This window comes from Jiangella sp. DSM 45060 (assembly GCF_900105175.1).
Taxonomy (GTDB): domain Bacteria; phylum Actinomycetota; class Actinomycetes; order Jiangellales; family Jiangellaceae; genus Jiangella.
In genome coordinates, this window is the sequence record NZ_LT629771.1 from 7,126,275 (window position 1) to 7,152,405 (window position 26,131).

Annotated in this window: 24 protein-coding genes; 12 read left to right on the forward strand and 12 right to left on the reverse strand. The window is 73.4% G+C overall.

Annotated features, from left to right (window positions below):
* Window positions 1-6 precede the first annotated feature (6 nt).
* From BLU82_RS32230 to BLU82_RS32245, 4 genes are all read right to left on the reverse strand, one after another.
* Window positions 7-2,016: a cytochrome c oxidase assembly protein gene (locus BLU82_RS32230; protein ID WP_092624882.1), complete on the reverse strand. Its 2,010-nt coding sequence runs from the start codon at window positions 2,014-2,016 to the stop codon at window positions 7-9.
* The gene (locus BLU82_RS32235) at window positions 2,016-2,654 is read right to left on the reverse strand and encodes a copper resistance CopC family protein (protein ID WP_092624883.1); all 639 of its coding nucleotides are present in this window, start codon (window positions 2,652-2,654) and stop codon (window positions 2,016-2,018) included. Before BLU82_RS32235 ends, BLU82_RS32230 begins: the two co-directional genes overlap by 1 nt.
* Window positions 2,647-3,381: a YcnI family protein gene (locus BLU82_RS32240; protein WP_092624884.1), complete on the reverse strand. Its 735-nt coding sequence runs from the start codon at window positions 3,379-3,381 to the stop codon at window positions 2,647-2,649. Before BLU82_RS32240 ends, BLU82_RS32235 begins: the two co-directional genes overlap by 8 nt.
* Before the next feature lie 86 nt (window positions 3,382-3,467).
* Window positions 3,468-4,019, reverse strand: coding sequence for a hypothetical protein (locus BLU82_RS32245; protein WP_157741401.1), 552 nt, complete (start codon window positions 4,017-4,019; stop codon window positions 3,468-3,470).
* A 128-nt stretch (window positions 4,020-4,147) separates the two neighbouring features.
* On the opposite strand from BLU82_RS32245, the gene BLU82_RS32250 reads away from it, so the two are divergent.
* Complete coding sequence (locus tag BLU82_RS32250) at window positions 4,148-4,918, forward strand: ABC transporter ATP-binding protein (RefSeq protein ID WP_092624886.1); 771 nt, start codon at window positions 4,148-4,150, stop codon at window positions 4,916-4,918.
* On the forward strand, window positions 4,915-6,282 hold the full coding sequence (locus tag BLU82_RS32255; RefSeq protein WP_197682612.1) for an FtsX-like permease family protein: 1,368 nt from the start codon (window positions 4,915-4,917) through the stop codon (window positions 6,280-6,282). Before BLU82_RS32250 ends, BLU82_RS32255 begins: the two co-directional genes overlap by 4 nt.
* Window positions 6,283-6,776: 494 nt before the next feature.
* Here the strand turns inward: BLU82_RS32255 and BLU82_RS32260 are convergent, their stop codons facing one another.
* Window positions 6,777-7,466: a nucleotidyltransferase domain-containing protein gene (locus BLU82_RS32260; protein ID WP_157741402.1), complete on the reverse strand. Its 690-nt coding sequence runs from the start codon at window positions 7,464-7,466 to the stop codon at window positions 6,777-6,779.
* Here BLU82_RS32260 and BLU82_RS32265 point away from each other — a divergent pair.
* Both BLU82_RS32265 and BLU82_RS32270 read left to right on the forward strand, forming a co-directional pair.
* Window positions 7,455-8,198, forward strand: a complete 744-nt coding sequence (locus tag BLU82_RS32265) for a DUF72 domain-containing protein (protein WP_092624888.1) — start codon at window positions 7,455-7,457, stop codon at window positions 8,196-8,198. The genes BLU82_RS32260 and BLU82_RS32265 overlap by 12 nt on opposite strands.
* Window positions 8,199-8,214: 16 nt before the next feature.
* Window positions 8,215-8,970, forward strand: a complete 756-nt coding sequence (locus tag BLU82_RS32270; protein WP_157741403.1) for an endonuclease/exonuclease/phosphatase family protein — start codon at window positions 8,215-8,217, stop codon at window positions 8,968-8,970.
* Here BLU82_RS32270 and BLU82_RS32275 read toward each other — a convergent pair whose 3' ends face one another.
* Window positions 8,971-9,444 carry a Fur family transcriptional regulator gene (locus BLU82_RS32275; RefSeq protein ID WP_197682613.1) on the reverse strand — a complete coding sequence of 158 codons (474 nt, stop codon included), beginning with the start codon at window positions 9,442-9,444 and terminating at the stop codon, window positions 8,971-8,973.
* Between the two features lie 273 nt (window positions 9,445-9,717).
* Window positions 9,718-10,428 (reverse strand): TetR/AcrR family transcriptional regulator, encoded by a 711-nt coding sequence (locus tag BLU82_RS32280; RefSeq protein ID WP_092624891.1) that lies wholly within the window; start codon window positions 10,426-10,428, stop codon window positions 9,718-9,720.
* A gap of 129 nt (window positions 10,429-10,557) precedes the next feature.
* On the opposite strand from BLU82_RS32280, the gene BLU82_RS32285 reads away from it, so the two are divergent.
* Window positions 10,558-10,950, forward strand: a complete 393-nt coding sequence (locus tag BLU82_RS32285; protein WP_092624892.1) for a VOC family protein — start codon at window positions 10,558-10,560, stop codon at window positions 10,948-10,950.
* 75 nt (window positions 10,951-11,025) lie between these two features.
* Entirely contained in the window at window positions 11,026-12,486 is a 1,461-nt protein-coding gene (locus tag BLU82_RS32290; protein WP_092624893.1) for an MFS transporter, read from the forward strand.
* A 79-nt stretch (window positions 12,487-12,565) separates the two neighbouring features.
* On the opposite strand, the gene BLU82_RS32295 is transcribed toward BLU82_RS32290, so the two are convergent.
* Window positions 12,566-13,396: a PP2C family serine/threonine-protein phosphatase gene (locus BLU82_RS32295; protein ID WP_157741404.1), complete on the reverse strand. Its 831-nt coding sequence runs from the start codon at window positions 13,394-13,396 to the stop codon at window positions 12,566-12,568.
* Window positions 13,397-13,554: 158 nt separating this feature from the next.
* On the opposite strand from BLU82_RS32295, the gene BLU82_RS32300 reads away from it, so the two are divergent.
* Genes BLU82_RS32300 through BLU82_RS32325 form a run of 6 tightly spaced genes read left to right on the forward strand, consistent with a single transcriptional unit; the run spans window position 13,555 to window position 20,766 of the window.
* Complete coding sequence (locus BLU82_RS32300) at window positions 13,555-14,388, forward strand: IclR family transcriptional regulator (RefSeq protein ID WP_172885750.1); 834 nt, start codon at window positions 13,555-13,557, stop codon at window positions 14,386-14,388.
* The gene (locus BLU82_RS32305; RefSeq protein WP_092624896.1) at window positions 14,385-15,680 is read left to right on the forward strand and encodes an FAD-dependent oxidoreductase; all 1,296 of its coding nucleotides are present in this window, start codon (window positions 14,385-14,387) and stop codon (window positions 15,678-15,680) included. The genes BLU82_RS32300 and BLU82_RS32305 overlap by 4 nt, the downstream gene beginning before the upstream one ends.
* Complete coding sequence (locus tag BLU82_RS32310) at window positions 15,677-16,990, forward strand: ABC transporter substrate-binding protein (protein ID WP_092624897.1); 1,314 nt, start codon at window positions 15,677-15,679, stop codon at window positions 16,988-16,990. Before BLU82_RS32305 ends, BLU82_RS32310 begins: the two co-directional genes overlap by 4 nt.
* Window positions 16,987-17,916, forward strand: coding sequence for a carbohydrate ABC transporter permease (locus BLU82_RS32315; RefSeq protein ID WP_092624898.1), 930 nt, complete (start codon window positions 16,987-16,989; stop codon window positions 17,914-17,916). Before BLU82_RS32310 ends, BLU82_RS32315 begins: the two co-directional genes overlap by 4 nt.
* A gap of 53 nt (window positions 17,917-17,969) precedes the next feature.
* Window positions 17,970-18,770, forward strand: coding sequence for a carbohydrate ABC transporter permease (locus BLU82_RS32320; RefSeq protein ID WP_092626674.1), 801 nt, complete (start codon window positions 17,970-17,972; stop codon window positions 18,768-18,770).
* Window positions 18,771-18,816: 46 nt separating this feature from the next.
* Window positions 18,817-20,766: a hypothetical protein gene (locus BLU82_RS32325; protein WP_157741405.1), complete on the forward strand. Its 1,950-nt coding sequence runs from the start codon at window positions 18,817-18,819 to the stop codon at window positions 20,764-20,766.
* On the opposite strand, the gene BLU82_RS32330 is transcribed toward BLU82_RS32325, so the two are convergent.
* Genes BLU82_RS32330 through BLU82_RS32345 form a run of 4 tightly spaced genes read right to left on the reverse strand, consistent with a single transcriptional unit; the run spans window position 20,751 to window position 26,068 of the window.
* Window positions 20,751-21,596, reverse strand: a complete 846-nt coding sequence (locus BLU82_RS32330; RefSeq protein WP_197682615.1) for a ChbG/HpnK family deacetylase — start codon at window positions 21,594-21,596, stop codon at window positions 20,751-20,753. The two genes, BLU82_RS32325 and BLU82_RS32330, sit on opposite strands and share 16 nt — an antisense overlap.
* A gap of 13 nt (window positions 21,597-21,609) precedes the next feature.
* Window positions 21,610-22,536 (reverse strand): ABC transporter substrate-binding protein, encoded by a 927-nt coding sequence (locus BLU82_RS32335; protein ID WP_092624901.1) that lies wholly within the window; start codon window positions 22,534-22,536, stop codon window positions 21,610-21,612.
* Window positions 22,536-24,278 carry an ABC transporter ATP-binding protein gene (locus BLU82_RS32340; protein ID WP_092624902.1) on the reverse strand — a complete coding sequence of 581 codons (1,743 nt, stop codon included), beginning with the start codon at window positions 24,276-24,278 and terminating at the stop codon, window positions 22,536-22,538. Before BLU82_RS32340 ends, BLU82_RS32335 begins: the two co-directional genes overlap by 1 nt.
* Complete coding sequence (locus BLU82_RS32345) at window positions 24,275-26,068, reverse strand: ABC transporter ATP-binding protein (RefSeq protein WP_092624903.1); 1,794 nt, start codon at window positions 26,066-26,068, stop codon at window positions 24,275-24,277. Before BLU82_RS32345 ends, BLU82_RS32340 begins: the two co-directional genes overlap by 4 nt.
* Window positions 26,069-26,131: the final 63 nt, after the last annotated feature.

A 26,131-nucleotide genomic window follows, 5' to 3' on the forward strand; every position in this document is an offset into this window, starting at 1 on the left:
CGGGTGTCAGGTCTGTTCGCGTTTGGACCGCTCGTCGAGCTGGGCGAGGTAGGCGTTGTAGGCCTCGCGCTCGGCCTCGTCCTCGCCTTCGCGGCGGTCGAAGCGGCGCGCCTCGCGTTCGTCGGAGCGGTACCACTGGACGAACAGGGCGCCGATGACGATCAGGCCGGGCAGCTCGCCGAAGCCCCACGTGATCTGCCCGGCGAGGATCTGGTCGTCCAGCGGCGCGGGCAGCCAGGGGATCTCCGTCGCGATCTCGCGGTAGTAGTCGCCGGCGATGAGGCGCGACGACTCCATGAGGGCGAGGCCGAACACGGCGTGGAAGGACATGGCCAGCAGCTGCAGGACGACGCGGGCGGGGAAGGGCGGGCGCTTGGGCAGCGGGTCGATGCCGATGAGCATCTCGTAGAACAGGTACCCGACGACGAGGAAGTGGGCGCTCATCAGCATGTGGCCGGTGTGCGAGCGCATGGCCGTCTCGAACAGGCCGGTGAAGTACACGGTGAACGAGCCGGACACGAACAGCGCGAGCGCGACCAGCGGGTGGGTCAGCACCTGGGCGACCGGGCTGTTGACGGCGGCGGTGATGGCCTCGCGCGGGCCGAACTGACCGCGCCGGGCCGGCTTGAGCGCGCGCAGCGCCAGCGTGATGGGGCCGCCGAGGACCAACAGGATGGGGCTCACCATCATGAGGATCATGTGCTGCACCATGTGCACCGACAGCATGACCATGCCGTAGGTCTGCAGCCCGCTCAGCCCGACGACGGCGACGGTGGCGAGGCCGGTCAGCCAGGCGAGGGTCCGCCCGACGGGCCAGGTGTCGCCGCGGCGGCGGAGGCGCCACACGCCCCCGAGGTAGAGCAGGAGGGCGGCGAGGACGCCGAGCGCGAACATCGCGTCCGGGTAGTACTCGGTCAGCAGCCGGCCCGGGCTGATCTCGGGCGGGATCGGGAACCCGATGAGCGTGCGGACGACGGTGCGCACTTCGGGGATCTCGGGGCCGGGCGGCTCGGTGCGGCTGAGCGCGACGGCGAGACCGAGCGCCACGGCCATGATGATGACCTCGCCGACGGCGAGCCGGCGGAACGCGCACGGACGGCCCGACGCCAGCTGCGGCAGGGTGCGGCTGCGGTGCCGCCAGCCGAGCCAGCCCAGCGCGAGCAGCGCGAGCACCTTCCCGAGCAGGATCAGCCCGTACGCGGACGTGAACACCTCGGCCAGCGACTCCAGCCGCACCCACGCGTTCAGCACGCCACTGGCCGCGACCATGACGAAGCAGCCCAGCGCGACGGCGGAGAAGGCGCGCGCCACGCGTGGCAGCTCCTTCCCCCGCCGTCCCGCGTACCACGACAGCGCGACCAGCCCGCCGACCCACAGCGCCATCCCGATGAGGTGGACGAGCAGCGACACCCGCGCGGAGTGGTGGTAGTCGCCGGACGACGAGTGACCGATGAGGCTGAGCGGGACCAGCGTCGCGATGCCGAGGCAGAGCAGCGCGATGGCGCCGCCGTGGCCCAGCGTCAGCCGGGCGGCCGGGATGATCGCCAGCGCCAGTACGACCATCGCCGCGTACGCCCGGCCCTGCTCGACCGTCGACGTGTACGAGACGAACGAGTCGCCGGCCAGCGCGTCCGGGAGCGGCCGCCCGACCAGGTCGGACAGCGTCAGCAGATGGACGACGGCGGCGGCGACGGCCAGCACGAGCGCCGACAGCGACGCCGCCCGCAGCGCGTGCAGCGCCTCGCCGCCGAGCTGGCCCTTGCGGATCGGCAGCACGACCGCCAGGCCGAGCAGCCCGACGGTGACCGCGCCGGCGCCGTCGAGGATGGCCCGGGCGATCGGCAGCCCCCACTTGGTGACCTCGCCGGGATCGCCCAGGCCGGGGATGCCGGCGGTGGCGTCGCCGCCGCCGAGCAGCAGCGCGATGATCAGCGTGACCAGGGCGATCCCGGCCGCCGCCACCCCCCATTGGCGGGTGGGCGGGACGACGTCGGCGGCCGGAGTCGTGGTGTTCATCAGCTGTCAGTGTCCTCCGGTGCCGAGCGCCGCCGGCCACCGGCCGCCACGAACGCGAGGACGGCGACGACCAGCGCGCCACCGGCGATGAGCAGAACGGTCGCCGTCGAGCCCAGCCCCTCGTCGTCGGAGGACGACGACCCGGCCGCCGGTGTGGTCTCGTCGGACGGCGGCGCCGACGGCTCCTCCTGCGACGACGGCGGCGAGGACGGCGACGACGCGGCCCCGGACGGAGTCTCGGCCGGTACCGCCGGGCCGGCGCCGGCAACGGTGAAGGCGATCGTGCCGCTGATCGGGTGCCCGTCGGACGAGACCACGCGCCACGCGATCGTGTACGCGCCGTCCGGCAGCTCGCGGACGGCCTGCGTCAGGGTGTCGCCGACGACTTCGGGGTCGCCGTCCTGGTACTCGGCGCCGTCGGCGTCGGTGACCGCGACCTGGGCGAACTCGGTGGAGATGGCGTTGCTGAACATCAGCTCGACCGCGGTGAGCGGCGCGTCGACCGTGGCGCCGTCGGCCGGCGTGCTGGAGACCAGCTGGTCGTGCGCGACGGCGGCGGGCGCGGCGTAGAGGGCGAGCCCGGCGACCGGGGCGGCGGCCAGCGCCGCCACCCCGATCAGGCGGCGGAGGCTACGCACGGCGCCGCCTCAGAGCCGCCGCGCCGATGCCCAGCCCGGCCGCCCCGACGACGAGGCCGCCGATACCGACCCCGCGCGCGAGGTCGTCGGTGCTGTCGGCGGACCCTGCCGTCGCGGGCGCGGAGTCGTCGCCCTCGTCGGACACGTTCTCGGCCGCCGGCGCGCCGCCGTGGCCGTCGTCGCCGGTCGCCTCGACGACCTCCAGCGACGGCGCCGGGCGCTCCGGCTCCTCCTTGCCCTCGACGGTCTCCTCGGCCCACGCGACGACCTCGCCGTCGTCGTAGGCCTGGGTGGCGGGGAGGAAGTAGGTGCCGGCCTCGGGGAGCGGGCCGACGGAGATCGCGAACTCGTCGAACTCGCCCGGGCCGATGCGGACGCCGGGGTCGGCGGTCCAGGTGACGGCCGTGACCGCCTCCTCGAGCGTGCGGTCGCCGACCTGCACCGGCTCAGGGAACTGCGTGGTGGTGAGCTCGGCGGTCCAGCCGGCGTGCGGCTGCACGCGCACCGACGGGATCGGGGTGTCGGCGGGGAGGTCGAGCCGGACCTGCACCGTGCCGGCGGTGTCCGACTCGTTCGGCACCCGGACGGTGATCTTGGCGTAGGAGCCGGCGGTGTCGACGTCCGGCCGGATGGTGACGTGTGCCGCGGCGCCGGCCGCGACCACCACCCCCAGTGCGACGGCGCCACCGGCGGCGAGGGCCGCCCGGGCGAGGGTACGTGTGATCATGAAATGCGTCCTTTGTCTCGGTCGTGGAGATGCGCGGGAGCACACGACGCCCATCGCGGCGCCGCGTCCCCGTCGACAGCGGTCGTTCAGCCCAGAGCCGGCAGTGCCGGCGGGCCTCTCCACGGTGTCGACCGGACCAGCAGGACGGTGAGCGGCTCGGCCGCGTCGACGACGGCGCCGTCGGCACGCACCCGCGCGACCGGCGGAACCGGCGCCGCCAGCAGCCGCCGCACCCGCGTGAGCAGCACCGTCGCGGACAGCGAGGCCAGCGACCACGCGACGTTCTCGGCGCCGGCCAGCAGCATCGTCAGCACGACGGCAGACAGCACGTGCGCCAGCGCCATGCCGGCCGACGGGACGACGGACGACGCGCCGTCGTGGTGGCCGTCGAGCGTCAGCAGGACGTGCAGCACCGGCTGGGTGAGCACCAGCATGGCCGCGATCTCGGTCACCGAGCGGCGGCGGTCGGCCAGCGCCACGCACGCGACGCACAGCAATACCGCGACGGCGACGAAGCCGGGCTGCGTGGTGACGTCGCCGCCGGCGGCCGCGTGGGCCAGCGTCGGCAGCAGCAGACAGGCCGCGGACATGACCAGGCCGCGCGCGAAGCGCGCTCGACCGCGTCCGAGACCTGGCACGCCGTCACTGTACCCAGCGGGTCAAGACCGGGGGCTAGCCCTACCTCAGCTGGGGAGTTCGCTCCATCGCGCCAGGCGACGCGGATTTCTAGGTTTCTGGGTAGACGTTGACGAGAACGGAGAAGAGCATGGACATCACGAGGGCCGCCGAGGCTCTGCGACTGGTCCAGGTCAGCAAGACCTACGGCACCGGCGACAACCCGGTCCGGGCGCTGGACGACGTGTCCGTCAGCCTGGCCGCCGGCACGTTCACCGCGATCATGGGCCCGTCCGGGTCGGGCAAGAGCACATTCCTGCAGTGCGCCGCCGGGCTCGACCAGCCCACCGACGGCCGGGTGTTCATCGACGGCGCCGAGCTGACCGGTGGCAGCGAGACCCAGCTGACGAAGTTCCGCCGGCAGCGCATCGGCTTCATCTTCCAGCAGTTCAACCTGCTCCCGACGCTCACCGTCCTGCAGAACGTGACGCTGCCGCTGCGGCTGGCCGGCAAGCGGGCCGACCGCAAGCGCGCGGTCGCGATCCTGGAGCGGGTCGGGCTGGGCGAGCGCGTCAACCACCGTCCGGCCGAGCTGTCCGGCGGCCAGCAGCAGCGCGTCGCCATCGCCCGCGCGCTGGTCACGAACCCCAGCGCGATCTTCGCCGACGAGCCCACCGGCGCCCTCGACAGCCGCAGCGCCCGCACGGTGCTGACGCTGCTGGCCGAGGCCGTCCGCGAGTTCGGGCAGACGGTCGTCATGGTGACGCACGACCCGGTCGCCGCGTCGTACGCCGACTCGGTGATCTTCCTGGCCGACGGCCGCATCGCCGGCTCGCTGGACCGTCCGACGGCGGAGGCCGTCGCCGAGCGGATGACGCACCTCGGCGACGCCGCCGACCTGCGCGCGGCAGTGGGTGAGTGACCGTGTTCGGCCTGGCCGTCCGCTCGCTGCGGCACCGCACCGGCGGATTCGTCGCGAGCTTCCTGTCGATGTTCCTCGGCGCGGTCGTCGTGATGTCGTTCGCCGCCCTGCTCGACACCGCCGCCGGCTCCGGCGTCGACTCCGTCAGCGAGGAGACGCTGACGACCATGGCGCTGGTCGTGGGCGGCTGGGGCCTGGTGATCGTGCTGTTCGCGGTGGTCTCGACGATGACGCTGTCGGTGCGGCAGCGGGCCTCGGAGATGGCGCTGCTCAAGAGCATCGGTGCGACACCGTTCCAGGTCGGCCGGATGATCGTCGGCGAGGCCGCGGCCGTGGCCGTGGCGGCGTCGGCGCTGGCGATCCTGCCGGCGATGGTCGCCGGCCGGCTGCTGCTGGACACCCTGCAGAACACCGGCCAGGTCGCCGAGGGCATCTCGTACGGCTTCGGCGCGGCGGCGCTGTCCATCGGCGTCGGCGTGACGTTCCTGGCCGCGGTCGGCGGCGCCGTCATCACCGCCCGCCGGTCGACCCGCATGCGGGCGAAGGAGGCCATGACGGCGGTGACGATCGAGCAGGCGCGCATGACCCGCAAGCGCACGATCGCCGCCATCGCGTTCCTCGCCATCGGCCTGAACTGCGCGATCATCACCGTCACGGTCTTCGACGACAAGGGCATCGACGCCATGCAGACCGCCGGTCAGGCGTCCATCTGGTTCTCCATCGGGCTGGCGCTGTTCGCGCCGGTGCTGGTGCGGGCCGTGACGGCGGTGCTGGCCGGCCCGATGCGGCTGCTCGGCGGCACCAGCGGCTACCTCGCCGTCGAGAACGTCCGCCGCCGGACGCAGCACATGGCCGGCGCGCTGATGCCGATCATCCTGTTCACCGGCATCGCCACCGGCACGCTGTACATGCAGAGCATCGAGAACTCGGCGCCGCCGGCGGCCGGCACCTCGATCCCGCCGGACGAGGCGCAGGCGATCGAGACGCTGAACTTCGTCGTGGTCGGCATGCTGTCGGTGTTCGCGGCGATCCTGGTGATCAACACGCTGGTCGCGGCCACCACCTACCGGCGCCGCGAGTTCGGACAGCAGCGGCTGGTCGGCTCCACCCCGCCCCAGGTGCTCGGCATGGTCGGCATGGAGGGCGCGGTGCTCGCGGCGGCCGGCGTGCTGTTCGGCTCGGTCGGCTCCATCGTGACGGTGTTCCCGTACAGCCTGGCGCGCACCGGCGACCTGCTGCCCGACGCGACCATCGGCATCTACGTCGGCATCGTCTCGACCGCCGCCGTGCTCACCCTGGCGTCCAGCCTCGGCGCGGCCCGGAAGGCGATCGGGATGCCCGCGGTCCAGGCCGTCGCCGTGTGACACCGGCGGCCCCACAGCGGGGCGTCGACGCGGGCTGACCGGCCCAGCGTCGGCGTCCCGCGTATCAACGAAGCTGGTCGAGGACGGCCTGGGCCTCGCCGACGAGTTTGGCGGCGCTGCGCAGGACGCTGGTCACTCGTGTCGCCGCGACTCCCTCGCCGGATAATGCGCCTGGTCCTTGACGGCAAGGACCTTCGCGAGGTGGCGAGCCAGGTCAGTCCCGTTGGGCTCGACACGCTCCAGCAGAGCGGCGGCGGGCCGGTGATCTTCGCCCGCGTGATATCGACCGAGTCGTAGACCAGATGGCATCTGCGGCTGCGATCGCCGCCAGTACGGCGTTCCCCGCGGCAGCGTTGTTCGCGGGCCGCCGCTGCTCGGATGCGGCGAGTTCGGCCAGTCGGAGGTACTCCGGTGCAACGGCTGTGCGCGCCGAAGCGAGTGCCCTGCCGCCGGTACGTTCCCTTCGAGTCACGATGGTTTCCGTAGGAGTGAGTTCAGGAGCGGCCGCGCAGCAGGATGGCGTCGCGGCGCCATTCGTCGACGATCGGCTCCTCCTCATTCGCCATGCGCTGCAACTCGTCGAGCTCGACCTCGAACCAACTGACCCAGTTCCCGGTCCACCGTCGGATCGTGGCGGCAGAGTCCGCCAGCTGGTGATCCCATGCCTCTTGGTCGCCTGGTGATCGAACCACCAGGAGATCGATGTCGGAGTATGTGTTGCCGTCACCGCGGGCCGCCGATCCGAACAGCGATACATGCTCCGCAGGTGACGGCCAACCGTTGACCTCGTCGCCGAGGCGGTGCAGGATCTCCGTCCGCAGGTGGGCCAGGGCGATCGTCGGCTGGACGGCGACGTGGTCGAAGTTCAGCCGTACGAGATGTGATCCCGGGTGAGCGTCGACCTGGACGACCTGGCGCGCACGGGTGGGCGACACCCCGGCGACACGTGCCAGCTCGCGGACTCCGAAGGAACGGGCTCCGGACAGCGCACGGATGACGGCCGCGGTGCCGTGGGACATCACGGCAGTGGCAGGCTCACTCCAGTCCATGGTCATCTCCAAGCGTGGTCGCAGATCGAGTGCGATTGCGCTCTCTGCGAGTGCAACTGCGCCTATTACAGGTGCATCTGGCGCTGCACGTTCGAACCGCACGCGAATGGGCACTGGACCGACATGGTCGTCCACGTGGGGACGTCGGGCTGGCAGTACGACTCCTGGCGCGGCGTCCTCTATCCGCCCGGGCTGGCGCAACGGCGCTGGCTCGAGCGGTACGCCGAGGAGTTCGCGACGGTCGAGAACAACGGCGCGTTCTACCGGCTGCCGCGGCGCGAGACGTTCGAGTCGTGGCGCGAGCGGCTGCCGGTCGGTTTCGTCATGGCGGTGAAGGCGAGCCGGTACCTGACGCACATCCGGCGGCTGCGCGACCCGGAGGAGCCGGTACGCCGGCTGCTCGACGTCGCCGCGGGGCTGGGTGACCGCCTCGGGCCGGTCCTGCTGCAACTGCCGCCGAACCTGCGGGCCGAGCCGGACCGGCTGGACGACTGCCTGACGCGGTTTCCGCGCGGTGTGCGGGTGGCGGTGGAGCCGCGGCACGAGTCGTGGTGGTCCGACGAGGTGCGGGCGATGCTGGAGCGACACGGCGCGGCGCTGTGCTGGGCCGACCGCCTGGGCCGGCCGGTCACCCCGCTCTGGCGCACGGCTGACTGGGGCTACCTGCGGCTGCACGAGGGCGCGGCGCGGCCGTGGCCGGCGTACGGCGGGCAGGCGTTGCGCAGCTGGGCGGATCGGCTGGGCGGGACGTGGTCCGGCGACGAGGACGTCTACGTCTACTTCAACAACGACCCCGGCGGCGCGGCCGTGCGCAACGCCGTCCGGTTCGGCGGGCTGCTGCGACGCACCGGTGCCGCCGTCAGCTGACCGATACGCTGCCGCCGTGGAGCCCGGTCTGCAGCTGCGAGTCGCGACATTCAACATCCGCAACGGCCGCGCCCTCGACGGGTGGAACGCGTGGTGGTTCCGGCGCGGCGCCACGGCCGCGGTCATCGGCGCGCTGGGTGCGGACGTGCTGGGGCTGCAGGAGGTCTACGAGTTCCAGCGCGCGTACCTCGCCCGGCGACTGCCCGGCCTGCAGTGGTTCACGCAGGGCCGCGGCGGCGGCCGGTCCGGCGAGCAGAGCCCCATCGCCGTCAGCGGCGGGTTCATCCGGGTCCTCGAGCACCGCACCCGCTGGTACGGCGACACCCCCGACGTCCCCGCGACGGCGCTGCCGGACGCGTCGTTCCCGCGCATCGCGACCCTGCTGCGCTGCCGCGACCAGCGCACCGCCCGCGAGTTCAGCGTCGTCAACACCCATCTCGACGAGCGCCACACCGCCAACCGAGTCGCGTCGACGCGGCAGCTGGCCGGCTGGCTGGACCCCGACCTCCCCGCCGTCGTCATGGGCGACTTCAACGCCGGGCCCCGCGACGAAGCCCTGCGGCCGCTGCTGGACGCCGGGCTCCGGCCCGCGCCGCTGACCGGTGGGACGATGCACCACTTCACCGGCGCATCGGACCGGCGGCGCATCGACCACATCCTGGCCAGCCCGCACTGGACGTACGAGGACGCCGAGGTCGTACGCGAGCGGCCGGGCGGCCGGCTGCCCTCGGACCACTGGCCGGCCCGGGCGACGCTGCGGCTGGACGCCTGACTACTGGCAGCGCCGGCAGGTGCCGGACAGCGCGATGTGCGGCGGATCGAGCTGGAAGTCGCTCTCGACGGCCAGCCGCCGCTTGATGGGGTCGAGCAGGTCGCTCGGGAGGTCGATGATGCGGCCGCAGACCCGGCAGCTCGCGTGCAGGTGGTCGTCGTGCCCCGTGGCGTCGGCGGCCAGGTGGTACGTGGTGGCGCCCCCGCCGACGTGCACCTGCGTGACGACGCCGAGCGTGGCCAGCGTCTCGAGCGTGCGGTAGACCGTGGCACGGTGCACCGTCGGGTGCAGCTCGCGGACGTGCTCGGACAGCTGCTCGGCGCTCGGATGGCCGTCGACGGTCGCCAACGCCTCGATGACCGCGTGCCGGGCGCCGGTGATGCGGTGGCCGCGGGCACGCAGCCGGTCCAGCGCACGTTCGACGGTGATGTCGTCGTGCGCGTGGCCGTGAGGGGCGCTGACATCGGCGTTCACGCGTCTAGTGTCGGGGCTGAGCTCGGGAATCGCCACTCTCGTCAGCTGCGCGGGGTCCGTTGGGGCGGCGGGGTCGCTGGAGGCTGCGCCGGCTCCGCTTCGCGGCGGGGCGGAGGTGCCGGAGGATGCTGCGCCGGCTCCGCTTCGCGGCGGTGAAGCATGCCGCGTGCGCTCTTGACGCCGGCTCCGCATCCACCGGCACCTCCGCAGGCATGCCGCGCTCGCGACGCCGGCTCCGCCTCCACCGCCCCCTCCGCGGGTCGTGGTGCGCGGTCAGGTCTTGCGGTCGGTGATGAGGCGCTCGACGCCGTCGAGGATGAGGCGCAGGCCGAAGTCGCGGCCGTTGTCCGGGGGCGCCGGGTCGTCGTCGAGCATGGCGCGCAGGGTCGGGTAGCGGTCGGCGTGCTCGCGCAGCAGCGCCGCCTGGTGCCGGTTGACCCACGGCTGGGTGCCGGCGGTCGACACGGACATGGTGGTGCGGACGTGGCCGCCGAGCATGCGGGCGAGGCTCATGCGCTCCGGCACGGTCAGCCCGGTCTCGGCGAGCACGGCCGCCGACAGCTCCGTCCAGCCGGTCTCGTTGGGGCCCATGACGCGGTCGCCCATGGTGACCCAGGGCAGCCAGGGGTGCGCCTCCCACGTCTGACCGAGCAGCCGCACCCACGCCTCGATGCGCGGCCGCCAGCTGGACCCGGGCAGGTCGGCGAGCGTGGGCGGCGCGCCGACGGCGAGGTCGATCATGGCCGCGACCAGCTCGTCCTTGCCGGTGACGTAGCGGTAGAGCGACATCTTGGTGAAGTCGAGGTCGGCGGCGACGCGCTGCATGGAGACCGCCGCGAGCCCTTCGGCGTCGGCGAGGTCGACCGCCGCCTGGGCGATGCGCTCGAGGCTGAGCACCGGTTTCGGTCCTCGAGTGGGTCCCTCGCGCAGCCCCCAGAGCAGCTGGATCGTGCCGTCGGCGGTCGTGTCCTCGTCCGTCACCATGTGTGCCCTCGCTTCCGTTGGCGAGAACTCTATCAAAATAGAGTCTTGCGGAAACAGTATCGGTAGGACACAGTTGTCCTCGGCCGGAAACAGTTGACCGGCGGACACAGATCAGGAAGGTGGGCGACCATGTCCCGCAAGCTCTTCGTCAACGTGCGGACGCAGGACCTCTCCCGGGCGACAGGGTTCTACGCGGCGCTCGGCTTCGAGCTCCAGGAGGACTTCTCCACCGAGCAGGCCGCCTGCTTCGCCGTCTCCGACACGATCTACGTGATGGCCCTGGTCGAGGACTACTTCGCCGAGGCGGTCAGCAACGGCGTCTCGACCGGCGGCACCCAGGCGATCCTCGCCGTGAACGTCGCCAGCCGCGAGGAGGTCGACGAGCTGGCCGACCGGGCGCTGGCCGCCGGCGGCGAGAAGGCCAAGGACCCGTTCGACGAGGGCTTCATGTACGGCCGCAGCTTCCTCGACCCGGACGGCCACCACTGGGAGCTGGTCTGGATGGACCCCGACGCCACCTGAGCCACCGGCCGGCGGCGATGAATTCGAGCGACTTTGTCAGTCGGTATCGGCACAATCATCCGCGGAGGACCCACCATGACTGACGCACACACCGTCGCCGCCGGCCGGCAGCTGCCGCGGGCGCTGACGCCGTTCCGCACCCCGGCCTACCGCCGCCTGGCGGTGGCCCTGGTGCTGTCGACGTTCGCCACGGGCGTCTGGATCGTCGCGCAGGTGTGGGAGGTCATCCGCCTCGGCGGCGGGCCGGCCCAGCTCTCGGTCGTCTCCACGGCGTCGGCCGTCGGCGTGCTGCTGCCGGCGCTGCTGGCCGGCGTCGTCGCCGACCGCGTGCCGCAGAAGACCATCCTGTTGTGCGTCGCCGGCATCGAGCTCGGCGGCATGTCGCTGGTGGCGGTGCTCTCGCTCACCGACGTCACGCGGCTGTGGCACCTGGCCGCGGTCGCGTTCGTCACCGGCGTCGGCATGGCGTTCTACTACCCGGCCTACTCCGCGTGGCTGCCGGCGCTGGTGCCCGAGTCCGACCTCATGGCGGTCAACGGCTTCGAGGGCATGGTCCGCCCGACCATCGGTCAGGCGGCCGGACCAGCGGTCGCCGGCGCCGTCGTCGGCATGGCCAACCCCGGGTCGGCCGTGCTGGTGGCGGCCGGCGCGGCGGCGCTGGGCCTGCTGGCGCTGACGACGGTGCCGAAGACGGCGGTCCGCCGCGAGCTGCCGGCCGAGGCCGTCGCGCACCCGGTCCGCACCGCGCTCGCCGACATGCGCGAGGGGCTCGCGTACATGTGGCGCACCCCGTGGCTGCTGGCGACGCTGGTGTTCGCCAGCCTGATGATCCTCGTGCTCATGGGCCCGCTCGAGGTGCTGACGCCGTTCATCATCAAAGACCGCCTCGGTGGCGGCCCCGGCGACCACGCGTGGGTGTTGGGCGCGTTCGGCATCGGCGGCGCGGTCGGCTCGCTGATCATGGCGTCCATGCGCATGCCGCGCCGCTACCTCACCTGCATGAACCTGCTCTGGGGCATCGGCTGCCTGCCGATGATCGTCATCGGGTTCGCCGGGTCGGTCTGGGTGGTCATCGCGTCGGCGTTCCTGCTCGGGGCCATGTTCTCCGCGCCCATGGTCATCTGGGGCACGCTGCTGCAGCGACGGGTGCCGCCGGCGCTGCTCGGCCGGGTCGCCAGCCTCGACTTCTTCGTGTCCATCTCGCTCATGCCGGTGTCCATGGCGCTGGCGGGCCCCGTCTCGCAGCTCATCGGGCTGCGGGCGACGTTCGTCATCGCGGGCGTGGTGCCGGCGCTGGTGGCCGTCGTGGCCATCATCTGGGCGAAGCTCCCGGCCGACGAGCTGGCCCACCCGCTGCGCGACGAGCCCGAGTCCGAGCGTGGTCCGGCCCGCGGGCCGGGCGATGGGCGCGACGACGAGCTGGGCGGCGAGCTCGACGGTGATCCCGGCGACCACGACGGTGGTCCCGGCGGCGAACTCAGCGCCGTCCTGCCCGGGCCCGACGTCGAGCGCGAGCGGGTGCCCGACCCGGCCTGACGGTCCGGGTGGCCGGCCGCAGCCGTCAGCCGACGGTGGCCGGCCGTGACCGTCAGTCGACGGTGGCCGGCCGTGGCGGTCAGCCGACGGTGGCGGCGCGGGCGAGGCTCTGCGCCAGCGCGGCCGCCGGGTCGATGAGGTTCACCGGGTTCCGGTGCGCCCCGACGAGGTGGCCGTTGCGGACGTGCGGGTTGCCCTCGTCGACGTCGCCGACGATGCAGGTGACGTTGTCGCGGCCGCCGGCCGCCAGCGCGGCGTCGACCAGCCGTTGCGCCGCGGTTGTCGGCGTACCGACGTCGAGGAGGTCGCCGATGACCTCTTCGGGAACGAAGTCGGAAAGGCCGTCGCTGCACAGCAGCACGCGGTCGCCGGGCTGGAGGGCGACCCGCGCGATGGTGACCTCCGGCGTCGTCCCGGCCGTGACCGACCGGACGACGACCGAGCGGTACGGGTGCGTCGCGATGTCCTGGCGCGTGATGCGCCCCTCGTCGACCAGTTCCTGGACGAGGGTGTCGTCGCGGGTGAGCTGGCGCAGGTCCGGTCCGCGCAGCAGGTAGCCGCGGGAATCGCCGACGTGCGCGAGCGTGAACCCGTCGCCGTCCGCGAGCAGCGCCGTCAGCGTCGTCGCCATACCGGCCCGGGCGGGGTCGCGCCGCACGCCGTCGCCGAGGTGCGCGAACGCGAACGCGACCGCGTCGCTGAGCAGCGCCACCGGGTCCTGCCGCTCCCGCGACCCGAGCACGAACGACGCGATGACGTGCGCGACGCTGGCCGACGCGACCTCGCCCGCCGCGCTGCCGCCCACGCCGTCGGCCACCAGCAGCAGGCCGGCGCTGGCGTAGCCGGAGTCCTCGTTGTTGTCGCGCACCAGGCCGCGGTCGGACGTGGCGGCCGGCCGGAATCGGAGCATCGGAACGTCCTCCCATCGCCGGATCAGTCCCTGCACCCTACGCCCTCCGGTCATTGACACGATTCAATGCGCGCCCTACGCTCGCCGCAATGTCGAACGTGCTTCGACATTGCCGAACAAATCGAGCGGCCGGACCGCGCGGCCGGAAACGGAACGACATGACCGACGACGACGTCACGCGACCGCAGGCCGCCCCCCGCCAGGAGCCGCGGACCGCCATCCAGGCGATCGACCGCACGGTGGCGCTGCTCGACGTCGTCGCCGGCGTCGGCTCGCACGGCATCGGCCTGGGCGAGCTCGCCCAGCAGGTGGGGCTGCCGTCGTCGACCGCGCGGACGCTGCTGGCGTCGCTGGTGGCGCACGGGCTGGTCGCCCAGCACGCGAGCAGCCGGCACTACCTGCTGGGCTCGCGGTTCTTCGAGCTCAACCGCCGGTTCGTCCTGCAGACCGACCTCTCCGCCGCGGCCGCGCCGGTGTTGCGCACGCTGTGGGAGCGCACCCAGGAGACGGTGCACCTGGCGGTGTTCCACGGGTACCGCCGGGTCGACATCGCCGTGCTGGTCGGCCCGCAGCTGCTCACCATCGACCCGACGACGGCCCGGTTCGTCGACGCCTCGGCGACCCCGCCGTATCGCACCGCGGCCGGCAAGGTGCTGTTCGCCGGGCTGCCGCGGCCGGAGCGTCTGACCATGCTGCGCTCGGCGCCCTGGCGCGACGACACCCCGCCGGACGAGTCCGCGCTGATGGACGCCATGGACGACGTCGCCACGCACGGGTTCGCGACCAACCTCGAGGAGGAGGCGCCGGGCGTCTACGGTGTCGCGGCGCCGGTGCGCGATCACACCGGGCGCACCATCGCGGCCGTCTGCGTCGGGTACCCGTCGGTCCGGCACACCGACGCCCACGCCGCCTCGCTGCGCGACCACGTCGTCGACGCCGCCGCCGAGCTGTCGCTGATGCTCGGCGCCGACCCGGGCCGGGTGAGCGCATGACGGAGTACTACGACGTCGTGGTCGCGGGCGGCGGCACGGCGGGCGGGCCGGCGGCGACGCAGGCGGCCCGTCTCGGCGCCCGCACGCTGCTGGTCGAGAAGAACGGCGCGCTCGGCGGTACGACGACGGTGGCGGGGGTGTCGCTGCCCGGCCTGTTCCACGCGTGGGGCCGGCAGGTGATCGCCGGCATCGGCTGGGAGGCGGTGACGCGCTCGGTCCGCGAGGCCGGCCTGCGGCTGCCCGACTTCACCCAGTGGGAGCAGCCGCACCACCGCCTGCAGGTCCGGGTGTCGCCGGCGGTGCTGGCGGCCGTGCTCGACGACACGGTGGTCGGCTCGGGTGCGGAGCTGCTGCTGCACGCCATCGTGGCCGAGGCCGCGTGGGACGGCGCCGCGTGGCGGCTGACGCTCGCGACCAAGGACGGGCTGCACCGCATCAGGGCCGGCGCGGTCGTCGACTGCACCGGTGATGCCGACGTCGTCGCGCTCGCCGGGCTGCCCCGCTCGACCCGTCCGCGCCGTCAACCGGGCACCATCATGGTCCGGCTCGGCGGCTACGACCTCGCCGCCATCGACGTCGACGCCGTGCAGGCCGCGCACGACGACGCGGTGCGGCGCGGCGACCTGCTGCCCGCCGACCTCGCGCACAACCCCGTCGCGAAGTTCCTGCGGGTCCGCGGCGAGAACGCCATCCACGTCACCGGCGTGCAGGGCGGCACCAGCCGCGACAAGACGGCGGCCGAGGTCGCCGGCCGCCGCACCCTGCTGCGGATCCTGCGGTTCCTGCGGCGGCAGCCGGGCCTGGAACGCGTCGTCATCGAGTCGTGGGCGATCGAGACCGGCATCCGCGAGAGCTGGACCATCGACGGCCACGCCACGATCACGCTGGACGACTACACCAGCGGCCGCGCCTGGCCCGACGCACTGAGTTACAGCTTCTACCCGATCGACGTGCACCGGCCGGACGGCGACGGCATCGACATCAGGCCGCTCGCCTACGGCACCCTGCCCACCATTCCACGCGCGGCGATGATCCCGCGCGGATCGTCCCGGCTGGTCGTGGCCGGGCGCGCCATCAGCGGCGACCAGGAGGCGTCGTCCGCGTACCGGGTGCAGGCGTCGTCCATGGCCATGGGCCAGTCCGCCGGGGTCATGGCGGCGCGCGCCGTCGGCCGCGGCGACGACGTCCTGGACCTGCCGCTCGACCTGATCCACGACGACCTGCGCGCCCACGGGGCGATCCTGCCCGGCGACGTCGTCGTGCCACCCCTGCCCATCAAGGAGACCTCATGACCATCGACGCCGCTCGGTCGCGTTCCGCCCGTGTCCTGATCCAGCGGGCCACGCTCGGCACCGCCCTCGTGGTCGCGCTCGGCGCCTGCGGGTTCGTCAACTCCGGCGACGACGACTCGACCGAGGACGGCGGGTCGGGCGGCAGCCTCACGGCGTACGTCAACACCGAGCAGAACACCGGCCTCGCGCCGCTGATCGAGGCCTACGAGGAGGAGACCGGCGGCACCGTCGACATCTCCTCGGCCACCACCGACGAGCTGAACCAGCAGCTGCGGGTGCAGCTGACGTCCGGGACGGCGGCGGACCTCATCAGGGTGTCGCCGGGGAACTCCAGCCCGGTCGCGGTCGGGGTGCTGGGCCGCGAGGGCGAGCTGACGGACCTGTCCGACGCGGCGTGGACGGACGAGCTGGGCGACGACACCCGCGCCCTCGCCGAGGTCGACGGGCAGGTGCTGGCCTTCCCGGTGAGCCGCAACGCCATCGTCATGGCTTACAACCGCCAGGTGTTCGAGGACGCCGGCGTCGAGGTGCCGACGACCTGGCAGGAGTTCGTCGACGCCTGCGCGGCGCTCGACGCGGCCGGCGTCACGCCGATCGCGGCGCCGTTCCAGGGTGGCATCTTCTTCCAGTTCTGGGTCTACGCGCTGGCCGGGACGCTGGTCTACGCCGAGAACCCGGACATCGACGCGCAGCTGGCCGCCGGTGAGACGACGTTCGCCGAGAACGCGGAGTGGAACGAGGTGTTCGCCCGCATCGCCGAGCTGCGCGACGCCGGCTACCTCTCCGACGGCATGCTGGGCATCCCGGCCGACCAGGGGATGCAGTCGGTCGCGACCGGCGAGGCGGCGATGGTGCTGATGGTCTCGGCCGGCCTGCCGCAGCTGCACGGCTACTCCGAGGGCGGCGCCGACGCGTTCGGCGTCTTCGCGCTGCCGGCGAACGACGACGCGGAGGCGACGATGATCCCCGTGGCGCCGGACTTCCTGGCCGTCAACGCGGCGGCCGACCCCGAGGCGGCACGGGCCTTCCTCGACTTCCTGGCCGAGCCGGAGAACGTCGCGACCTACGCCAACGAGATGGGCGTGCTGCCCGGCCTGGCCACCGACGTCGAGCTGGACAGCGACGTGCTCGCGCCGATCCAGCCGCTGCTCGCGGACGGACGCTCCGTCGCCTACGCCAACTACCTGTGGCCCAACGGCGACGTCCAGCAGACCATGCTGCAGTCCGGCCAGGAGTGGCTCGACGGCGCGCTCGACACGACCGGGCTGCTCGGGCAGATGGACGCCGAGTACGCCAAGGGCCAGTCGTGACCCTGACCGCCAGCCCGCCGTCGGTCGACGGCGAGCAGCGGGCCGCCCGCCGCCGGTCCCGCCGGGCGAGTGTCCCGTACCTGCTGCTGGTCCCGGCGCTGGTCTTCTACGCGTTCGTGGTGCTGTGGCCGACGCTGCAGGGCGCCGGGTACGCGTTCACCGACTGGGCCGGACGGCGCGAGGCGCCGGGCTTCGTCGGGCTGGACAACTTCACCGAGCTGTTCTCGGCGCCGGCGGCTCGCTCGGCGCTGCGGAACACGCTGGTCATCGCGGTCTCGACGACCATCGTGCAGACGCTGGTGGGCCTGGCGCTCGCGCTGGCGCTGCACTCGGCGCTGGCCAGCCGGAACCTGCTGCGGACCATGTTCTTCGCACCGGCGCTGCTGCCGCCGGTGATCATCGGGTTCCTCTGGCAGTACATCCTGACCCCGGCCGGCCCGCTCAACGACGCCCTCAGCGCGGTGGGGCTGGGTGCACTGACGCAGAACTGGCTCGGCGACCCCTCGGTCGCGCTGGCCAGCGTCATCGCCGTCATCATCTGGCAGAACGCCGGCCTCACGATGGTGATCTACCTGGCCGGGCTCGAGGGCGTGCCGCCCGAGCTGCACGAGGCCGCCACGATGGACGGCGCCGGTCGCTGGCAGCGGCTGCGGCACGTGACGCTGCCGCTGCTGGTGCCGGCCACCACGATCGCGCTGTCGCTGACGCTGATCGGCAGCCTCAAGCTGTTCGACCAGGTCTACGTCATGACCGGCGGCGGCCCCGGCTACGCGACCGAGACGCTCTCCGTCGTCATGTACAAGGAGGCGTTCGTGTCGGGCCGGTACGGCTACTCCACGGCGATCGCGCTCGTACTGACGATGATCGTCTTCGCGTTCGCGCTGCTCCAGCTCCGGGCGCTGCGGCGGTTCGAGGTGCAGCGGTGAGCGCCGTGACGGTGCGCCCGGCGGCCCGGCGGCGGCGGTGGACCCTGCCGCGGATGGGCGCGGAGCTGGGCATGATCGCCGTCGCCGCGATCTTCCTGTTCCCGTTCTACGTCTTCCTCACTGTGGCGCTCAAGACGCCGGCCGAGCTGGCCCGCTCGCCGCTGGCGCTGCCCTCGGACCCGGCGCTGGCCAACTTCACCGAGGCATGGCAGCGCGGCGACCTCGGCACGGCGATGGTGAACTCCGTCGTGGTGACGGCGCTGTCGGTGTTCCTGCTGGTGACCTGCGGCTCGCTGGCGGCGTACGTGCTGGCGCGGCGCGGCACCCGGCTCAGCTACGGGACGTACCTGCTGTTCCTGCTGGGTCTGATGATCCCGCTGCAGCTCGGCATGGTGCCGCTGTACCAGCTGATGCGCGATCTCAACCTGCTGCAGACGTACACGTCGCTGATCATCTTCGAGATCGGGCACCAGCTGCCGCTGGCCGTGTTCCTCTACGCCGGGTTCCTGCGCGCGCTGCCCCGCGACTACGAGGAGGCGGCGCGCGTCGACGGCGCGGGGTCGCTGGCGGTGTTCCGGCGCATCGTCTTCCCGCTGCTGCGGCCGGTGACCGGCACCGTCGTGATCCTGTCGGCCATCAACATCTGGAACGACTTCCTGACCCCGCTGCTCTACGTCGGCGGGAGCCCGCAGCAGACGCTGCCGGTGGCGATCTTCGCCTTCCGCGGGGAGTTCGCCAGCCAGTGGCAGGTGATCTTCGCCGGGATGGGGATCGCGATCGTGCCGATCCTCGTCATCTACTTCCTGCTCCAGAAGTACATCATCAAGGGCTTCGCCAGCGGCATCAAGGGCTGACGGACCCCCGACCCGGCCGCGGTCGCGGCGGAATCACGGAGGCACCATGGCAGACGCAGGCGCCCGTCCGAACCGTCGGACGGTGATCATCGGCGGGGTGGCCGGGCTGGCCGGACTGGCCCTCAGCCGGCCGGCATACGCGGACCCCGTCACGGTGACTGGCGGCGGGCCGCTGGCCAGGCTCGCGCCGCTGTCTGGGACGCCCGCGCGGACGGCGTTCGCGGCGGCGGAGCAGCGGTACGCGTCGTACCTGGTCACGCTGGCCGACATGGTCAACGACATCGACGACTCCGACGGCGAGCTGCGCGGGTTCATGGCCGGCGGCTGGTGGCGCACGCCGGTGCAGCCGTTCAACGCGCGGATCATGGAGCACGTCGCCACGCTGGCCTGGTTCCACGGCGCCGACCGGCCGTGGAACCCGTACCGTCACGACCCCGCCCTGCTCGCCCGCCTCGACGCGGCCATCGGCTACTACCTGCGGCTGCAGCACGACGACGGCTCGTGGCCGGAGTACGCGCCGGACGAGCGGTCGCGGGCGGCCACGGCGTTCGCGCTCGGGTACCTGAGCAAGACGCTGCACGAGCTGCGCGCCGCGGACGTCCTGCCCGAGCGCGGCGCCGAGATCAGCGCCGCACTGCACCTGGCCATGACGTGGTTCCTCGACCCCGCCAACACCGGCGTCTGGCAGGACGGCATGGTCGAGTTCGCGAACCAGCCCGCCGCCGGGCTGGCCGGGTCGGCCAAGGCGCTGAACCTGGACCCGGACGCCGGCCTGCGCCGGCTGCTCGACGATCGCATCGCCTACTTCGCCGCCCACGCGCAGAGCCCGGCCGGGTTCCTCTACGAGCCGCGCGGCATGGACATCGCCTACAACCTCAACGTCACGCTCACCGAACTGCACGAGGTGCACACCGAGGTCGGCGAGCCGGTGTTCCTGCCGCTGGTGCGCCGGCTCGCGGACTGGCTCACCTACACCGTCGTCCCCGAGCCGGACGGCGCCGGGCTGGTCTCGTTCGCCTCCGGCGCCGCACGCACCCCGATGTACTTCCTCGACCCGGTGACGCCGGACCGGCAGCAGCGCGACCTGGGCTCGGTGTTCTCCCGCTCGGTCCCCGACCTGCGGGTGTTCTATCCCGCCCGCGAGGAGCGCGACGCGCAACGGACGGCGTGGGCGGCGGACCCGGCCCCGGTGCCGGCGCTGGCACCGGGGGACACCAACCCGCGGATCCCCGCGAACATCCCGTACGGCGAGGGTTTCCCGACCCGGCGGCAGCGCGATGTCGCGATCGCCGGACTGCCGGCCGTGCGGTTCAGCCGGTTCACCGAACTGCGCGCCGACCCGCAGGACCAGCACTACGTGTTCCTCCGGCGCCCGTCGTACTACCTGCAGGCGTTCCTCGGCACCCGGCCCAACGGCGTGGTGCGGGCGGGCCTCGGGCTGCTCTGGCACCCGGACGCCGGCACGTTCGTGCACGGCGGGCAGAACTCCAACGCCGAGTGCTGGGCGACGGTGCTCGCGAACGGCGGCACCGACGGCGCGTCGAACCTGACGCCGTCCTACTTCGCCGGGCCGGTCGGCGCCGGGCCGGCGGTCGAGCCCGGCCGGGTCTCCGCTGTCCGCGGCGACCTCGGCCTGCGCTGGACGACGACCGGCGGCAACGTGACCGTCGAGGCGCTGTTCACCGACGCCGGGCTGGTCCGCGGGATCACGACGAGCCTCGACGCGTCCGAGCAGGTCCCGCTCGTCCTCCGGCCGGACGACGACGTGCGGTGGTCGACCGGCGCTTCGGTGGCCTTCGGCGCGCCGGCCGCCGCGACGGCCACCGCGCTGGCGATCACCCGCGGCGACGTCACCCTGACGGTCGGCTGGGGCGCCGCCGCCGACGCCACCGTCACGCCGGCCGCACGGACCTACTTCCTGGACGCCTCCCGCCGCCTGCACCTCCTGCGCGTCCCGCACGGCCGCGCCGGCCGGATCGCCTACACGTTCTCGTAGCGCTGGAGCGGCCGGTAGTCGATGACGGTGATGCCCTCGTCGGCGAGGACGGTGCGTGCGCGGGCCGACGTGAGGAACGCGTGGTCGGTGGCGCGCACCCGCCAGCCGGTCGGCTCGACCGTCCGCCACTCCGGGGTCGGAAGCCCCGGGTGGACGGCCCATTCGCTGAGACCGGCGGGAAGGTCGCGCAGCAGCCGCTCGTACGCCGCCGGCTTGTCGTCGAGGTCGAGGGCGAAGCTGTCGACGAACGGGTGATCGACGACGGGCCGGCCGCGGGCGCGCGCCGCCGCCCGTCCGTCGTCGAGCCAGGCGCGGACGGCCAGGCCGTGCTCCGCGGCGAGCACCAGGCCCAGCTCGAACACGTCCGCGCGGCCGCCGTCGGCGAGGCAGTGCCAGTCCAGGTGGGTCGGCGCGAGGCCGGCCCGCAGCACCGACTCCAGCTGGGCGCGCAGCTCGCGCTCGACGTCCTCGATGCGGGCGCCGGCGAGCAGCCGGTCGCGGCCGGCGGGGGTGTCGGCGTACAGCTCGCCGGTGGCCGGGTCGAGCAGCGACGGCACCCGCTCCCGCGCCGCGACCGGCCCCCAGGCGGAGTCGTCGGCGTCGCGGATGAGGGTGAGGTGCACGCCGAACGACAGCCACGGCCGGTCCCGGAGCAGCCGCATCGCGTCGGCGGCGCCCGGCGGCGCCACCATGAGGCTGGCCGAGCCGGCGATCCCGTGCTCGACGGCGTCGACGACCGCCGCGTTGACGTCCGGGTGCATGCCGAGGTCGTCGCAGTTGACGATCAGGACACGTGCCGACGGCGCGAAGCCCAGCGCCTCGATCGTCATGGAGCCCATGATCTCACCCGTCGCCCAGGACAGATGCCCACAGGTCCGGCGCGTCGGCGGTCGTGGCGAGGTGGCCGTCGCCGAGGAGGAGGGCGCGCAGGTCGTTGAGGATCCATGCGACGTCGAGCGGGCCGGTGCCGAACCACGCGCCGAAGTCGACCTCGGCGACGACCGAGCCGGACGTGTCGAACAGCGGGTGGTCCAGCGGCGACGGCCCGCCGGCCGCGACCGAGCCGGTGTAGACGAAGACGACGTCGGCGAGGTGCCGGTCGAGCGTCTCGCCGGAGACCAGGACGTACCCGTGCTCGTTGCCCGGCGTGTTCTGGCCGGGTGGGCGCCGCAGGCCGAACCGGTCGAGGAGCGCGCCGCTCGTGCGCACGTTGTCGTAGACGCAGTACTGCTCGCCGCAGGCCGAGACCAGCGAGACGGTGGCGCCGGCGTGCTCCGACGCGGCGACGTCGGCGGCGGTGGCCTCGACGGCCGCGCCGAGCCGCTCGGCGACGGCGGCAGCATCGGCCTCGTGCCCGGTGGCGGCGCCGAGCCGCTCCAGCTGCTCCTCCCAGGGGCTGTTGTCGTCGATCAGCAGGACTGGTGCGATCTGCTCCAGCTGCTCCACCAGGTCGGCGCGGTCGTCCGTCCCGATGATCAGCGACGGCGCGGCCGCGGCGACGAGCTCGACGTTGCCGGGCTCGACCAGCTCGACGCCCGCGGCCTCGAGCAGGTCGTAGTTCGCCTCGACCACCTGGTCGCCGGAGTACTCGTTGCGCCCGGCGTGGGTCGGCTCGACGCCGAGGGCGAGCAGGCGCATGGCGGTGTAGTCGTCCAGCGCCCAGATGCCGGCGTCGGTCACCGGGACGGCGTCGTCGTCGCCCCCGCTCCAGCCGCCGCAGGCCGCGAGGACGGCGAGGCCGATCAGGCCGGCCAGCAGACGGCGCCGCATCAGCCGTGCGCCGCGATGCGCCAGTGCCGGGTCCGCTCGTTCTGGCGGCTGATCCGCGCGAACACCCCGTCGGTCCGGAGCAGGTCGGCGGGGGTGCCGTCCTCGACGACCCGGCCGTCGTCGAGCGCGACGACGTGGTCGGCCGCGGCCAGGGTGGCGGGACGGTGCGCGATGACGATCACGGTGCGGGTCGGGTCGGCGCCGAGGTTGGCGATGGCCTGGGTGACCGCGGCCTCGTTCTCCGGGTCGAGCGCCGAGCTGGCCTCGTCGACGAGCACGACGCGGGCCCGCTTGAGCATCGCCCGCGCGATCGCGACGCGCTGCCGTTCGCCCCCGGACAGCTGGGCGCCGGCCTCGCCCACGCGGGTCTGCCAGCCGCCGGGGAGCCGCTCGACCACCTCGTCCAGCCGGGCGGCGGCGGCCGCGTCCGCCAGCTCGTCCCAGGTGGCGTCCGGGCGGGCCAGCCGCAGGTTGTTCTCGACGGTGTCGTCGAACAGGTAGACGTCCTGGAAGACGATGGCGATCTCGTCCATCAGCGCCTCCGGGTCGAGGTCGCGGACGTCGACCCCGCCGACGCGCACCTGCCCGGCGTCGACGTCGAAGAACCGGGCGATCAGCCGGGTGACCGTCGTCTTGCCGGAACCGGACGGCCCGACCAGCGCCGTGGTGGTGCCGGGCCGGCAGCGCAGCGACACCTCGCTCAGCGCCGGCCGGTCGCCGCCCGGGTAGGTGAAGCCGACCCCCGTGAACTCGACGTCGGCGGTCTCGATCGCCCGCACCGGTGCGGACGACGCCGGCAGCGCGGGCGTGGCCAGCAGCCCTTCGATCCGCCCGATCTTGTTCGTCATCGCGCGCAGGGCGCCGATCAGCTCGATGAGGTTGCCGAGCGGCTCCAGGAACCGGGCGGCCAGCACGAGCAGCGCGACCGCGGCGGCGATCCCGATGCGGTCGTCGAGGACGAGGCCGGCGGCCAGCGCGAGCACCGCGACGAACCCGGCGTTGATCACGCCGGTGTAGACGAAGAACGGCCGCCGCGCCCGCCGCATGCCGTCGCGGTAGGTGTCGCGGTGGTCGGCCAGCACGGCCCGCATCCGCGGCGTGCCGCCGGCGTGGCCGGCCGCGCGCAGCACCGGCTGCGCCTGGCCCAGCTCGATCGCCCGCCCGGCCACCCCGACGGCGGCGCGCTCCAGCTCGATCTCGGCGATCTCGGCGATGCGGGCGGCCCGCCGCAGCGCCCACAGGGCGGCCAGCGCGATCGCGCACAGCAGCAGCGCCATCCGCCAGTCCACCGCGAACGTCACGACGACGACCGTCGCGGGCAGCAGCGTCGACGTGATCGCGGGCCCGGCGACCGTCACGGCCAGGTGCGCCGCGTCGCCGACGTCCGCCGTGACGCCGCGGGCGAGCCGCGCCTCGTGCTCGGCGGTGAACCAGCCCAGCGGCAACGTGCTCACGTGCCGCATCAGCCTCCGCCGCAGCTGCGCCGCGAGCGTCCCCGCGGCCCGGAACCCCACCGGCGTCGCGACGATGCTCAGCACCGCGTGGACGACCGCGCCGGCGGCGCCGAGCCACAGCCACGGCGTCGCCGCGGCGAGGTCGGGCTCGGGCCGGACGACGGCGTCCAGGATCGGGACCAGCAGGCCGAGCAGCAGCCCTTGAAGAACGGCCTGCGCGGCGGTGAGCAGCCACAACCGTCCCAGCAGCCGCGGCTCCGGCCACAACCGGTACAGACGGCGGATCATGCGAGCACCCCTTCCTGAGCGGCCCACATGCGGGCGTACAGCCCGCCGCGGGCCAGCAGTTCGTCGTGGCCGCCGCGCTCGGCCAGCCGCCCGTCGTCGAGGACGAGGATCTGGTCGGCGTCGGCGATGGTGTGCAGCCGGTGCGCGATGACGAGGACGGTCTTGCCGACGGCGAGCGTGGCCAGCGCGTCCTGGACGGCGGCCTCGCTGTCGGGATCGAGCGCGGCGGTCGCCTCGTCCAGCACGACGATCGGCGCGCCGGACAGGATCGCCCGCGCGATCGTCAGCCGCTGCCGCTCGCCGCCGGACAGACTGCCGCCGCCCGCGTCGAGCAGCGTGTCGTAGCCGCTGGGCAGCCGCTCGATGACGTCGTGGACGTGCGCGGCGACGGCGGCCGCGCGGACCTCGGCGTCGCTCGCCCCGGGCCGGCCGATGCGGATGTTCTCGGCGACGCTGTCGCGCAGCAGCGCGACGTCCTGGAACACCAGCGACATCGACGCCAGCAGCTCGGCGGACGGGATCGAGCGCACGTCGGCGCCGCCGACGCGCACCGCGCCGTCGCTCACGTCGTAGAACCGCGGCAGCAGCGAGGCCAGCGTCGTCTTGCCCGCGCCGGACGGGCCGACGATCGCCGTGACCGTGCCCGGCCGGCACACCGCGCTGACGCCGTCGACCGCGTTCGTCACGCCGTCGTAGGAGAAGCGGACGCGGTCGAACTCGACGCCGTGGCCGTCCGGCCGGCGCGGGTGGGCCGGCTCCGGCAGCGGTGCCCGGGCCAGCAGCCGCTCGATGTTGGCCGCGCCCATGCGGCCCTTGCGCACGCCCTGCATGGCCGTCACGGCCGGGAGGATCGAGTTCGGCAGCCCGATCGCGACGACGAGGAACGCGACGAGGTCAGCGCCGGCGAGCGTCCCGCGGTCGACGAAGGCCAGCCCGGCCGCCGTCACGACGGTGAGGACGGCCAGCTCGGAGCCGAACAGCCGCGACGCCGCCGAGCTGTGCCGCACCTCGGCGACCCACGCCGCGAACGCCTGGGTGTGCTCGTCCACCGCGTCGTCGAAGCGGCGCAGCACACGCCCGCCGGTGCCGAACGTCTTGACCACCTGGATGCCGTCGGCGTACTCGATGCTGGCGGCGCTGATGCGCTGGTCGGCGGCGATCAGCCGGTTCATGTGCGTCGTCATCGAGCGCATGGAGACGCGGTAGAAGATCGCCATCAGGGCGAGCACGCCCAGCACGATCAGCGCCATCCGCGGGTCGACCACGAACAGGTAGGCGCTCGCGACCGTCATCACCGTGACCGCGCCGGTCAGCTGCCCCAGCGCGTGCGCGATGACCTCGTGCATCTCCTCGAGGTCGCCGGTCATCGCCCGCTTGACCTGGCCCGAGCCCGCGGCGCGGAACCAGCCCAGCGGCAGCGCGCCGAGGTGGCGGACGATCCGCCCGCGCAGCTCGTGCAGGATCGCGGCGTCGGCGTAGTGGCCGATCCGGGACGACTGCACGAGCAGCACCAGCCACAGGCCGGCGCCCGCCGCGCCGATGCCGACCCACGTCCAGATCGCCCGCCGCGCCCCGTCGGGGTCGTCGAGCAGCACCCGCGCGATCTCGGCGACGGCGATGTAGGGCACGATGCCGGCCGCGGAGCTCAGGGCCGAGAGGATCGCACAGGCGATGAGATGGCCCCTGATCGGCGCGAGCAGCCGGGCCAGCGCTCCCGGCTTCGCGAGGCCGGCGACGGGATCCGCGGCGGTGTGGGCGGCCGTCGCGGGCGCACGGGTGTCGGCGGTCATCGAACTGGTCCTCCTGGGAAGGTATGCCTAACCTCACGCAGCATCTTGAGTCTTCAAGGTGAG

Excerpts from the sequence above, each read along its gene's own strand:
- BLU82_RS32230 (WP_092624882.1), bottom strand. The coding sequence starts at position 2,016 with ATGAACACCACGACTCCGGCCGCCGACGTCGTCCCGCCCACCCGCCAA.
- BLU82_RS32240 (WP_092624884.1), bottom strand. The coding sequence starts at position 3,381 with ATGATCACACGTACCCTCGCCCGGGCGGCCCTCGCCGCCGGTGGCGCC.
- BLU82_RS32250 (WP_092624886.1), top strand. The coding sequence starts at position 4,148 with ATGGACATCACGAGGGCCGCCGAGGCTCTGCGACTGGTCCAGGTCAGC.
- BLU82_RS32265 (WP_092624888.1), top strand. The coding sequence starts at position 7,455 with ATGGTCGTCCACGTGGGGACGTCGGGCTGGCAGTACGACTCCTGGCGC.
- BLU82_RS32280 (WP_092624891.1), bottom strand. The coding sequence starts at position 10,428 with ATGGTGACGGACGAGGACACGACCGCCGACGGCACGATCCAGCTGCTC.
- BLU82_RS32285 (WP_092624892.1), top strand. The coding sequence starts at position 10,558 with ATGTCCCGCAAGCTCTTCGTCAACGTGCGGACGCAGGACCTCTCCCGG.
- BLU82_RS32290 (WP_092624893.1), top strand. The coding sequence starts at position 11,026 with ATGACTGACGCACACACCGTCGCCGCCGGCCGGCAGCTGCCGCGGGCG.
- BLU82_RS32295 (WP_157741404.1), bottom strand. The coding sequence starts at position 13,396 with ATGCTCCGATTCCGGCCGGCCGCCACGTCCGACCGCGGCCTGGTGCGC.
- BLU82_RS32300 (WP_172885750.1), top strand. The coding sequence starts at position 13,555 with ATGACCGACGACGACGTCACGCGACCGCAGGCCGCCCCCCGCCAGGAG.
- BLU82_RS32305 (WP_092624896.1), top strand. The coding sequence starts at position 14,385 with ATGACGGAGTACTACGACGTCGTGGTCGCGGGCGGCGGCACGGCGGGC.
- BLU82_RS32310 (WP_092624897.1), top strand. The coding sequence starts at position 15,677 with ATGACCATCGACGCCGCTCGGTCGCGTTCCGCCCGTGTCCTGATCCAG.
- BLU82_RS32320 (WP_092626674.1), top strand. The coding sequence starts at position 17,970 with ATGGGCGCGGAGCTGGGCATGATCGCCGTCGCCGCGATCTTCCTGTTC.
- BLU82_RS32325 (WP_157741405.1), top strand. The coding sequence starts at position 18,817 with ATGGCAGACGCAGGCGCCCGTCCGAACCGTCGGACGGTGATCATCGGC.
- BLU82_RS32330 (WP_197682615.1), bottom strand. The coding sequence starts at position 21,596 with ATGACGATCGAGGCGCTGGGCTTCGCGCCGTCGGCACGTGTCCTGATC.
- BLU82_RS32335 (WP_092624901.1), bottom strand. The coding sequence starts at position 22,536 with ATGCGGCGCCGTCTGCTGGCCGGCCTGATCGGCCTCGCCGTCCTCGCG.
- BLU82_RS32340 (WP_092624902.1), bottom strand. The coding sequence starts at position 24,278 with ATGATCCGCCGTCTGTACCGGTTGTGGCCGGAGCCGCGGCTGCTGGGA.
- BLU82_RS32345 (WP_092624903.1), bottom strand. The coding sequence starts at position 26,068 with ATGACCGCCGACACCCGTGCGCCCGCGACGGCCGCCCACACCGCCGCG.